The sequence below is a fragment of the Bradyrhizobium sp. genome (genome assembly GCF_027307225.1).
In the GTDB taxonomy this organism is placed as follows: Bacteria; Pseudomonadota; Alphaproteobacteria; order Rhizobiales; family Xanthobacteraceae; genus Bradyrhizobium.
Map to the genome: position 1 here is coordinate 59,808 of NZ_DAHUXJ010000128.1, position 10,819 is coordinate 70,626.

Genomic DNA, 10,819 nt, shown 5'->3' on the forward strand with positions numbered 1-10,819 from the left:
GGTGCCGCCTATTTGAAGTTCCTGCACCACAAGCGGCGAATACCGTTCAGGAACTTCAAATAGAAGGCGGCACTAGAATCATAAGCTTGCTAGTGCCCATGACTTTCCGAAGTTCGTGAAAGGTGGGTGCTGAGACGGTGCACGAACTTCGGAAAGTGGGCACTAGTGTGGCACGGCAACGCGACGGCGGCTTTCCATCGACAGAGACAATCGTCGCCTTCATTCGCGCGCATCCGGGAAAGATCGGAACCCGCGAGATCGCGCACGAGTTCGGCCTCAGGAACGCCGACCGCGCCGCGCTGAAGCAATTGCTGCGCGACCTGGCCGACGAAGGCATCATCAAGAAGCAGGGCAAGGAAATCAGCGAACCTGAGACCCTGCCCGCGACCTTGTTGGCCGACATCACCAAGCGCGACGGCGATGGCGAGCTATTGGCCGTCCCGGCCGAATGGGATGAGGTCGAAAGCGGCGAGCCGCCGAAGATCCGTATCCATATGCCGCGGCGAGCAAAGCCGGGCACCGCGGCGGGCGTCGGCGACCGCGTGCTGCTCCGCGTTGAAAAGATCGAAGAGCACGTCCGCGACGGCGTCGCCTATCGCGGTCGGATCCTCAAGGTGCTCGATCACGCCAAGACGCGCGTGCTCGGTATCTTCCGAAAGAATCCCGACGGCGGCGGACGGCTGGTCCCGGTCGACAAGAAGCAGGCTGGCCGCGAACTCAACATCGCCAAGACTGACACGCTCGGGGCCGAAAGCGGCGACCTCGTCAGCGTCGATCTCGTGCGGTCGCGCGGCTTCGGCCTCGCTTCCGGCAAGGTCAAGGAGCGACTGGGGTCCATCGCGAGCGAAAAGGCGATCAGCCTGATCGCGATCCATGCCCACGACATCCCGCAGGCGTTTTCGAAAGACGCGCTCCACGAGGCCGAACAAGCCCAACCGGCGACCTTGAAGGGCCGCGAGGACTGGCGCGACGTCCCCCTCGTCACCATCGACCCGCCGGACGCGAAGGACCACGACGACGCGGTCCACGCCGAAGCCGATTCCGACCCGAACAACAAAGGCGGCTTCATCGTCCATGTCGCGATCGCCGACGTCGCGTTCTACGTGCGGCCAGGCTCGGCGCTCGATCACGATGCGCTGGAACGCGGCAACTCGGTCTATTTCCCGGACCGCGTGGTCCCGATGTTGCCCGAGCGCATCTCCAACAACCTGTGCTCGCTGGTGCCGGGCGAGCCGCGCGGCGCGCTCGCCGTGCGGATGGTGATCGGAGCGGACGGGCGCAAGCGCTCGCACACCTTCCATCGCGTGTTGATGCGTTCGGCCGCCAAACTGGCTTATGCGCAGGCGCAGGCCGCCATCGCTGGCCATCCCGACGACACGACGGGTCCCCTGCTCGATCCGATCCTCAGGCCGCTTTATGCGGCCTATGCAACGGTGAAGCGCGCCCGCGAAGAGCGCGATCCGCTCGATCTCGACCTTCCCGAACGCAAGATCCAGTTGAAGGCCGATGGCACGGTCGACCGCGTCATCGTGCCCGAGCGGTTAGATGCGCACAAGCTGATCGAAGAGTTCATGATTTTGGCCAACGTCGCCGCGGCCGAAATGCTTGAGAAGAAATCGCTGCCGCTTATCTACCGGGTGCACGATGAGCCGACGCTCGAAAAGGTTCACGCGCTCCAGGAATTCCTGAAAACCCTCGACCTGCCCTTCGCCAAGGCCGGCGCCTTGCGGCCGGCCGTCTTCAACCGCGTGCTGGCGCAGGTCAAGGGCCACGATGCGGAATCGCTGGTGAATGAAGTGGTGTTGCGCTCACAGGCGCAGGCTGAATATTCCGCCGAGAATTACGGCCATTTCGGCCTCAACCTGCGCCGCTACGCGCATTTCACCTCGCCGATCCGGCGATATGCCGATCTTGTCGTCCATCGCGCGCTGATCCGGGCGCTTGGGCTCGGCGAAGGCGCCATGCCGGACACCGAAACGATGGAAGGCTTAAGCGAAGTCGCGGCCCAAATCTCGGTCACCGAACGCCGCGCGATGAAGGCCGAGCGCGAGACCGCCGATCGGCTGATCGCGCATTTCCTCGCCGACCGCATCGGCGCGACGTTTCAGGGACGGATTTCCGGCGTCACCCGCGCAGGCCTGTTCGTCAAACTGACCGATACCGGCGCCGACGGACTGGTCCCTATCCGCTCGCTGGGCGAGGAATATTTCAACCATGACGAAACGCGCCATGCGCTGATCGGCGCACGCAGCGGTGCCATGCACAGGCTTGGGGACATCGTCGACGTTCGTCTGGTAGAAGCTGCACCTGTCGCCGGCGCGTTGCGGTTCGAACTGCTCTCGGAAGGCCAAACGCTTCCTCATACGCGACGCCGCAATTTCGTGAAGGCCAAAACCTATTCCGGCAACAAGGCCAATCCAGGCAAAGGGACGCGCCAAAAGGCTCGCAAAGCGGATAAAGTGAAGGCTGGAAAGAAGAAGAAAGGCAAGTCATGGAAACGGTAAGCGATCGCCCCATCGTCTGGATCCAGGAAGCCGGACTGCAGGAGAAGCGCGACGTCTGGCAGGCCTTGAAGCGCGGCTTTCGCGGCCGCTGCCCGCGCTGCGGGGAAGGCAAGCTGTTTCGCGCTTTCCTGAAGGTCGACAACGCCTGCTCGGCCTGCGGGCAGGATTTTACGCCCCATCGCGCCGACGATCTGCCGGCCTATCTCGTCATCGTCATCGTCGGCCACATCGTGGTGCCCACGGCGCTGATGATCGAAACCAACTATTCGCCGCCCGTGGCGCTTCAGCTTGCGATCTATCTGCCGTTCACCTTCTTCGCCTCGCTGGCGCTGTTGCAACCGGTCAAGGGGGCCGTCGTCGGGGTGCAATGGGCGCTGCGGATGCACGGATTTGACGAAGAGAATCCGGAGCTCTAGTGCCCACTTTCCGAAGTTCGTGCTCCGTCGCAGCGCCCACCTTCACGAACTTCGGAAAGTCATGGGCACTAGCAAACTTTGTTGATTCTAGTACCGCTTTATCGATCTGAAGTCCCTGATCCAATTCGCCGCTTGTGGTGCAGGGACTTCAGATCGGCGGTACTAGACTAGAGCGTTTTCCGACCAGGAACAGGGCGCGCATGATGAGCGAAACGGGGCAACCAGTGGCGGAAGAAAAGGAAGCCGACCATCATCCCTATCGCCGCCCGGTCGATGCCGCGACGCTGATCCTGGTCGATCGCACCGGTGCGATCCCCAAAGTCCTGGTCGGCCGACGCCACGACAAGGTGGTGTTCATGCCCGGCAAATTCGTCTTCCCGGGCGGCCGTGTTGACGTGGCCGATGGCCGGGTTCCGGTGGCTGCCCCTATTTCGAAAGCGCTTGAAGCCAATCTTTTAAAGGGCAGCCCGAAGATCGCGGCAGCCCGCGCCCGCTCGCTCGCGGTCGCCGCCATCCGCGAAGCCTGCGAGGAGACCGGCCTTTGTCTCGGGCGCGCGAACGCGGGCAAGATGCCGGCATTGTCGGGTCCATGGAAACCCTTTGCCGACACCGGCCTTCTGCCCGATCCATCCGGCCTTTTCCTGATCGCGCGCGCCATCACCCCGCCCGGCCGCGTGCGGCGCTTCGACACTCGCTTTTTCACCGCCGATGCCTCGGCGATCGCCCATCGTGTCGACGGCGTCATTCATGCGGATGCGGAATTGGTCGAACTGGTGTGGGTCGAACTCGGCTCAAGGCCGCTCGCCGACCTGCATCCGATGACGCGAAACGTGTTGAACGAACTGGACAAACGCTTAGCCGCCGGCGCGCTCAACCACGACGCGGAGGTGCCGTTCTATCATTTCTATAGCGGCAAGATGCACCGGGATGTTTTAGCCGCCTCATAGCGGCTGACAGAACAACGGCCGGCTTTGTCGTCCCGCCTTCCAAAAACAAAATAATCTTCTGCTTGCTAGCCAATGGCGCTGCAGCCCGCCATGCCTATCTCTTCGATAGACCATAACGGCACGGATATGGGGCGATGACACAACGGCAGCTCAAGCTCGGCGCATTTATGCGGCCGATCAGCATTCATACCGGCGCATGGCGCTATCCCGGCGCATGGCCTGATGCCAACTTCAACTTTGCCCACATCAAGGAACTGGCCCGAAAACTCGAGGCCGGCAAGTTCGACGCCTTTTTCATGGCCGACCATCTGGCCGTGCTCAACATGCCGATCAATGCGCTCAAGCGCAGCCACACGGTGACTTCGTTCGAACCCTTCACGCTGTTGTCGGCGCTATCGGCTGTCACCGAACATATCGGACTGATCGCGACCGGTTCGACAACCTTCGACGAGCCCTATCATATCGCACGCCGCTTTGCCTCGCTCGATCATTTGAGCGGCGGCCGCGCAGGCTGGAACATCGTCACGACATCGAATCCTGATGCCGCGTTGAATTTCGGGCTCGACGAGCACATGGAGCACGCCGAACGCTACAAGCGCGCCCGCGAATTCTACGACGTCGTCACCGGCCTGTGGGACTCGTTTGCCGACGACGCCTTTGTCAAGGATGTCGAAAGCGGCCTCTATTTCGATCCCGCCAGGATGCAAACGCTCGATCATAAAGGCAAATATCTCTCGGTGCGCGGTCCGCTCAATATCGCCCGCCCGGTACAGGGTTGGCCCGTGATCGTCCAGGCCGGTGCGTCCGATGACGGTCGGCAGCTCGCGGCGGAGACCGCGGAGGCGGTCTTCACCGGCGGCGGGAGCCTCGCCGACGCGCAAAAGCTCTACGCCGACATCAAGGGTCGAATGGAAAAGATCGGCCGCAACCCCGAACATCTGAAGATCCTGCCCGGCGCGTTCGTGGTCGTCGGCGAGAGCCTCGAACAGGCCAGGGAAAAGCGCGCGTTGCTCGACAGCAAGGTGCATTATGACAGCGCTATTGCTTCGCTCTCGGTGATCCTGGGCACGGACGCTTCAGCCTTCGATCCCGACGGACAATTGCCGCCGATACCCGAAACCAATGCAAGCAAGAGCGGCCGTCAGCGAATGGTTGACCTCGCCACGCGCGACAAGCTCACAGTGCGCCAGCTCGCCCAGCGCGTCGGCGGCTATGGCGGGTTGTCGTTCGTCGGCTCGCCGCAATCGATCGCCGACCAGATGGAAGAATGGCTGACGAGCTATGGCAGCGACGGCTTCAACATCATGTTCCCGTTCCTGCCTCAGGGCCTCGATGATTTCGTCGACGGGGTCGTGCCGGAACTTCAGAAGCGCGGGATCTTCCGGAAGGAATATGAGGGACGCACCCTGCGCGAGAATCTCGGGCTGCCCCGGCCGAAAAACCGCTTTTTCGAGAGGTAACGCGCGCATTGTGCAAAAGTGGGGCCGGTTTTGCGATCAGAATTCGCGCGAAAGCAAGGATTTTGGCGCATTTCCCGGACGTATCGCCCCCCAAAACCTTGACTTTGGGTGGTTTGGGGCTAGGTTGCGCCGCAAACGCGGGCCGGCTGGCCGGCTTTCTATCCTGACATCAGAGGTTTACTGACATGGCCAAGGCGGTCACCATCAAGGTCAAGCTCGTTTCTTCGGCGGACACCGGCTTCTACTACGTCGCCAAGAAGAACTCGCGCACCATGACCGACAAGCTCGTGAAGAAGAAATACGATCCGGTTGCGCGCAAACACGTTGAATTCAAGGAATCCAAGATCAAGTAAGATCGCCTACATCGCGACCTGACGAACGGGGCCTTCGGCCCCGTTTTTGATTCCTGATGCGCTAGTGGAGTGGATCGGACATTCGCTACCCACCTAGCCGCGAACTCGCAAGGCGAATGTCAGATCCTAAACTCCACTAGAAACATATATTTGCTAGTGGTCCTTTGATTCTAACATTCGCGAAAGTGGCTGCTGAGAAGGGATGCGAATGTTAGAATCGGACCACTATGCCGCCTTCAGCATCGGCGGTGCTGGTGGCCTGATCAGCGCGAATGCGACCTGAATGATGCCGCCGGCGAGGCCGAGCGCAACACCGATCCGCCAGGCCATCGTGTAGGAGCCGAGTGAATCGTAGAGCAGCCCGCCGCCGAAGGCGCCGAGGAAGCTTCCTAGCTGATGGCTCATGAAGGCGAGGCCTTGGATCATGGCCTGCCATTTCAGGCCAAACATTTCTGCGACCGCGCCTGCGACCAGCGGACCGACGCCCATCCACAGGGAGCCCATGATCGCGCCGAACAGGAGCGTGCTGGCGGCTGTCGGCGGCAGCGTGAAGTACCAGGCGAGCGCAATGGAGCGCAGGATATAGATGCCGCCCAGCAAAGCGAGCTTGTTCCAGCGCTGCCCCGCCCAGCCGAAGAAAATGCTGCCCAGCACATTGAAGCCGCCGATCATGGCAAGCGTCTGCGCGCTCAGCATCGGGTCGAGGCCGCAGATCGCAAGATAAGACGGCAGATGCGTGGTCAGAAAGACGAGCTGCATGCCGCAGACGAAATAAGCGCAGGTCATCACCACAAATGAGGCATTGCCGAAGGCAAGCCTGACTGCGGCGCCCGCCGAGTTGTTGCCGATATCGTCACGAGACGGCTTTGGCAGCGGAATGGCGTCGACGCGGCCGGCAAACCAGGCAGCCGGTATCATCCCGATGGCAAGGACGACGAAGCTCGCCAGCCCTACCCGCCAGCCATAACCGGCATTGAGCATCTGTCCGATCGGTGCCGAGAGCAAGGCGCCGAGCGAGCCGGCGCCGGATACAAGGCCGAGCACCGTCGAGCGCACTGAGGCGGGCACTGCGCGCGCGGCAACCGACATCGCGATTGCCGCCGCCGTGCAGGCAAGCGATATCCCGATCAAAAGGCCGCTGCCGATCACGACGTTGACGAGGCCATGGGCGGTCACCGTCAGCGCAAGACCGGCGATATAGGCAGCCGCGCCCGCCACCATGATGGCGCGGAAGCCGAAACGGACGGCCAGCGCCCCCGCCAAGGGCTGCAGAAAACCCCATGCGAGATTCTGGATAGCTATCGCCAGCGTGAAATCGGAGACGGAGATGCCGATATCGTGCGTCAGCGGCTGCATGAAGATGCCAAGCGACTGCCGCAGCCCCATGCTCAAGGTGAGCATCAACGAGGTGCCGATCAGAATCGGCAGCGTGGGACGCAAGACCTGCAACAGGGGCATCGTTCGTGTTCTCCCTCGACCGGCCGCGATCGATCCACGGTCTGGTGGCTCGAATATAGAGTACACAGACCTGTTTACTTCGGCTATGGTGAAATCCCTGTTGCCAAGGCATGAGGATATCGCGCGTTCGCATGGCAAGCCCGACCACCAAGCCGACCATGAAGGAGCGGATTCTCGAAACCGCCGACCGCCTGTTCTATCTCAGGGGCATCAGGGCGATCGGCGTCGATACCATCGCGGCCGAGATCGGCATCAGCAAACGCACGCTTTACAACCACTTCCCGTCAAAAGACGCGCTGATATCGGCCTATCTGGAGCGCCGCTTCGTGCAGCCTCGCGCGTCCGATAAACCTCCAGCCGAACAGATTCTCGCCACCTTCGATTCGCTGGAGCGGCGCTTTTCGGCGAAAGATTTTCGCGGCTGCCCCTTCGTCAACGCCGTCGCCGAGGTCGGCCCGGAGAACCGGTCCGTGCGCAAGATCGCGGTCGCTTTCAAGGAAAGCCGCCGCCTCTGGTTCTGCGATCTGCTTGTGCAGGTCGGTGTTGCTGATCCGGACAGCCTCGCGACGCAGCTTGTGCTGCTCGTCGATGGTTCGATTGCGCAGGACCTTATACGCGACGACCCCGCGATGGCGCGGGCCGCGAAGGAAGCCGCAAGGGTGCTATTGTCGGGCGCCGGAGTCAGGTTCGACGACGCTCCGCCAGGATCGCAGGCCAAAAGCCGGACGAAAGGATAGTCCCCGCGGGTTACGCCGCGTTGGCGACGACGCGGTTGCGGCCATCATGCTTGGCGCGGTAGAGCGCGTTGTCGGCGCGCTTGAGCACGTCCGCGACCGCCTCGCCTTTCCGCTCCAGGGTGGAGAGGCCGATCGAGATCGTGACCTCGATGCGCTTTTCACCCTTGTTGACGGCGAACCGCTCGCCGGCGATCGAGCGCCGCAGCCGTTCGGCCACCACGCCCGCGACATGCAGGTCAGTCTCCGGCATCACGATCACGAATTCCTCGCCGCCGTAGCGGCAGGCGAGATCGATGCCGCGGATCGACTTACGTACGCGCACTGCGAACTCACGCAGCACGTCGTCGCCCGCATCGTGGCCGTAATTGTCGTTGATCGACTTGAAGAAATCGATGTCGAGCATCATCACCGCCAGCGGCTTGCCGCGGCTCGAAGCCTGTTCCGCCAGCGTCGCCAGATGGCTTTCCATATAGCGGCGGTTGTGCAGGCCGGTCAGAGCATCGGTAATCGCAGCGTCGATCGAGTTCTGCACGTTATCGCGCAGGTGATCGGTATAGCGGCGCTTGCGGATCTGGGTGCGGGCCCGCGCCAGGAGTTCGTTCTTGTCGACCGGGCGCAGCAGATAGTCGTTGACGCCGATCTCGAGCCCGCGCAGCAGCCGCGTATTGCTGTCGGCATCCGCGATCGCGAGGATCGGGACATGGCGGGTTCGCTCCAGGGAGCGCGCCTGGCTGCACAGCCGAAGCCCATCGAAATTGTCGAGGCCTAGCGACACGATCAAAAGGTCATAATCGCCGTCGGCCGCATGAAACAACGCCTCGGCCGGGTTGGCTTGGACATCGACCGTGTGCTCGGTGGAAAGGACTGGCGCGAGCCGCTCATAGGACGACGGCCGATCGTCGACCAGCAGAACGCGGCCGCCTTTGCCGGCGTCGGAAACCGCGCTCCGCTCCGGCGCTTGCACGCCGATTTCAAGCGAGGTAATGGCGCGCATCCGCAATTCGTCGGTCATCATCTTGAGCCGGGTCAGCGAGCGCACCCGCGCGATCAGGACGATGTCGGATACCGGCTTGGTGAGAAAATCGTCGGCGCCGGCTTCCAGCCCGCGCACGCGGTCGGCGGGGCTGTCGAGCGCCGTCACCATGACGACCGGAATGAAGTGGGTCGCCGGATTCGACTTCAACCGGCGGCAAACCTCAAAGCCGTCCATGTCCGGCATCATGACGTCGAGCAGGATAATGTCGCATTCGGCACGCGCACAGACCGCAAGCGCTTCAGCGCCGTTCGAGGCGGTGAGCACATCGAAATATTCGGCCGATAACCGCGCTTCCAACAATTTGACGTTGGCAGGAACATCGTCGACCACAAGAACACGCGCGGACATCTTACAACTCCCTATCCGATAAACCGTCGGACGGTCTCGATGAACTTGCCGACCGAGATCGGCTTGGACAGATACGCCTCGCATCCGCCTTCGCGAATACGCTCTTCGTCGCCCTTCATCGCAAACGCGGTCACCGCGACGACGGGAATGGCACGCAGTTCCGGATCGTCCTTGATCCATCGCGTCACTTCGAGACCCGAAACCTGCGGCAACTGGATATCCATCAGGATCAGATCAGGGCGAAGCTTGCGCACAAGATTGAGCGCCTCGAAACCATTGCTGGTACCGGAAGTCTGATAGCCATGCGCTTCAAGCAGATCGCGAAAGAGCTTCATATTGAGCTCGTTATCCTCCACGATCAGGACGGTCTTTGCCATCCCGCCCCTCCACTCCTGGCAATGCAGACATAGGGAGCAAAGCCCCCGAGCCCGCTCGGCCTTTCAAAAAGTGAAATCAAACTAGCGCCAGATTCGCTCTAACCCGTTAAGCCCGGCACGACTTACCGCGACGTAGTTGGCGGTTGCTTGAACAACTTCCGCAGACTCGGGCATGATCGTTCAGAAAATAGAGACCATAAGTTACGGAAAGGCAAATCGAAATCTTGAAAAAATCGAAACGGAACCCTCGCGAAGTAGCTGAAATCGTTGCGATTCAGGCGCTTTCCTTTGTCGCGGGCGATCCCGAGCGGCTGGGCGCGTTCCTGGCCGAAAGCGGGATAGGACCGGAGACCTTGCGCAGTGCCGCCGCCGATCCCCGATTCCTGGCGCACGTACTCGATTTCGTGATCCGTGATGACGCCACCGTTAAGGCCTTTGCCGAAGTCTCGCAGCTCCATCCGACCAACATTGCCGCGGCTCATCAAGCACTCAATGATCCTCAGTGGGAGCGCGACGGGCCGTGACATCCAGTGCGGCAATCATGGATGGACCAGCCTGTTTTTGCAGGGATTGTCTTCATGATCTGGATTTCGGCGCGCGGCGATGTCGCGCGTGCGGCTCGCCCCGGCTGTTGCGTCACCGTGCACTGGCCGCGCTGAGCTTCGCCCATATCGATTGCGACGCGTTTTACGCCACGGTCGAGAAGCGCGACAATCCGGAACTCGCCGACAAGCCCGTGATTATCGGCGGCGGCAAGCGCGGCGTGGTCTCGGCCGCCTGCTACATCTCCCGCACCTTCGGCGTCCGCTCGGCAATGCCGATGTTCAAGGCCCTGGCGCTGTGTCCGTCCGCCATCGTCATCCGGCCGGACATGGCGAAATATGTGCGGGTCGGCCGCGAGGTGCGCCTTGCCATGCAGGCGCTGACGCCGCTGGTCGAGCCGCTGTCGATCGACGAAGCCTTTCTCGATCTGTCGGGCACCGAACTGATGCACCACGCGGTGCCGGCGCTGACGCTCGCACGCTTTGCCCGCGAGGTCGAAAAGACCATCGGCATCACGATCTCGGTCGGGCTGTCCTGCAACAAGTTCCTCGCCAAGGTCGCCAGCGATCTCGACAAGCCACGCGGCTTTGCCGTGCTCGATCGGGATGACGGCTTTGCGCTGCTCACCAACAAGCCGGTG

11 protein-coding genes are annotated in these 10,819 nt (G+C 61.9%); 8 read left to right on the forward strand and 3 right to left on the reverse strand.

Features of this window, described 5'->3' with window-relative positions:
- Positions 1-167: 167 nt before the first annotated feature.
- The 5 genes from rnr (at position 168) to rpmG (ending at position 5,680) form a co-directional block, all read left to right on the forward strand.
- Entirely contained in the window at positions 168-2,504 is a 2,337-nt protein-coding gene (gene rnr, locus M6D32_RS21685; RefSeq protein ID WP_298260074.1) for a ribonuclease R, read from the forward strand.
- Entirely contained in the window at positions 2,492-2,920 is a 429-nt protein-coding gene (locus tag M6D32_RS21690) for a DUF983 domain-containing protein (protein ID WP_298260076.1), read from the forward strand. Before rnr ends, M6D32_RS21690 begins: the two co-directional genes overlap by 13 nt.
- A gap of 203 nt (positions 2,921-3,123) precedes the next feature.
- Entirely contained in the window at positions 3,124-3,867 is a 744-nt protein-coding gene (locus M6D32_RS21695) for an NUDIX hydrolase (RefSeq protein ID WP_298260078.1), read from the forward strand.
- 134 nt (positions 3,868-4,001) lie between these two features.
- Entirely contained in the window at positions 4,002-5,327 is a 1,326-nt protein-coding gene (locus M6D32_RS21700) for an LLM class flavin-dependent oxidoreductase (RefSeq protein WP_298260080.1), read from the forward strand.
- Between the two features lie 185 nt (positions 5,328-5,512).
- On the forward strand, positions 5,513-5,680 hold the full coding sequence (gene rpmG / locus M6D32_RS21705) for a 50S ribosomal protein L33 (protein ID WP_159011529.1): 168 nt from the start codon (positions 5,513-5,515) through the stop codon (positions 5,678-5,680).
- Positions 5,681-5,905: 225 nt separating this feature from the next.
- Here the strand turns inward: rpmG and M6D32_RS21710 are convergent, their stop codons facing one another.
- On the reverse strand, positions 5,906-7,138 hold the full coding sequence (locus tag M6D32_RS21710) for an MFS transporter (protein ID WP_298260084.1): 1,233 nt from the start codon (positions 7,136-7,138) through the stop codon (positions 5,906-5,908).
- A 131-nt stretch (positions 7,139-7,269) separates the two neighbouring features.
- Here M6D32_RS21710 and M6D32_RS21715 point away from each other — a divergent pair, with 131 nt between their 5' ends.
- Positions 7,270-7,875 carry a TetR/AcrR family transcriptional regulator gene (locus tag M6D32_RS21715; protein WP_298260086.1) on the forward strand — a complete coding sequence of 202 codons (606 nt, stop codon included), beginning with the start codon at positions 7,270-7,272 and terminating at the stop codon, positions 7,873-7,875.
- Positions 7,876-7,885: 10 nt separating this feature from the next.
- Here M6D32_RS21715 and M6D32_RS21720 read toward each other — a convergent pair whose 3' ends face one another.
- Both M6D32_RS21720 and M6D32_RS21725 read right to left on the reverse strand, forming a co-directional pair.
- Complete coding sequence (locus tag M6D32_RS21720; RefSeq protein WP_298260087.1) at positions 7,886-9,259, reverse strand: PleD family two-component system response regulator; 1,374 nt, start codon at positions 9,257-9,259, stop codon at positions 7,886-7,888.
- Positions 9,260-9,270: 11 nt separating this feature from the next.
- Positions 9,271-9,636: a response regulator gene (locus tag M6D32_RS21725; protein WP_298260089.1), complete on the reverse strand. Its 366-nt coding sequence runs from the start codon at positions 9,634-9,636 to the stop codon at positions 9,271-9,273.
- A 224-nt stretch (positions 9,637-9,860) separates the two neighbouring features.
- Between M6D32_RS21725 and M6D32_RS21730 the strand changes: the two genes are divergently transcribed.
- Both M6D32_RS21730 and M6D32_RS21735 read left to right on the forward strand, forming a co-directional pair.
- Entirely contained in the window at positions 9,861-10,160 is a 300-nt protein-coding gene (locus M6D32_RS21730) for a DUF3572 domain-containing protein (protein WP_298260091.1), read from the forward strand.
- Between the two features lie 17 nt (positions 10,161-10,177).
- The coding region (locus M6D32_RS21735; RefSeq protein ID WP_298260093.1) for a DNA polymerase IV at positions 10,178-10,819 on the forward strand (642 nt) is incomplete at its 3' end.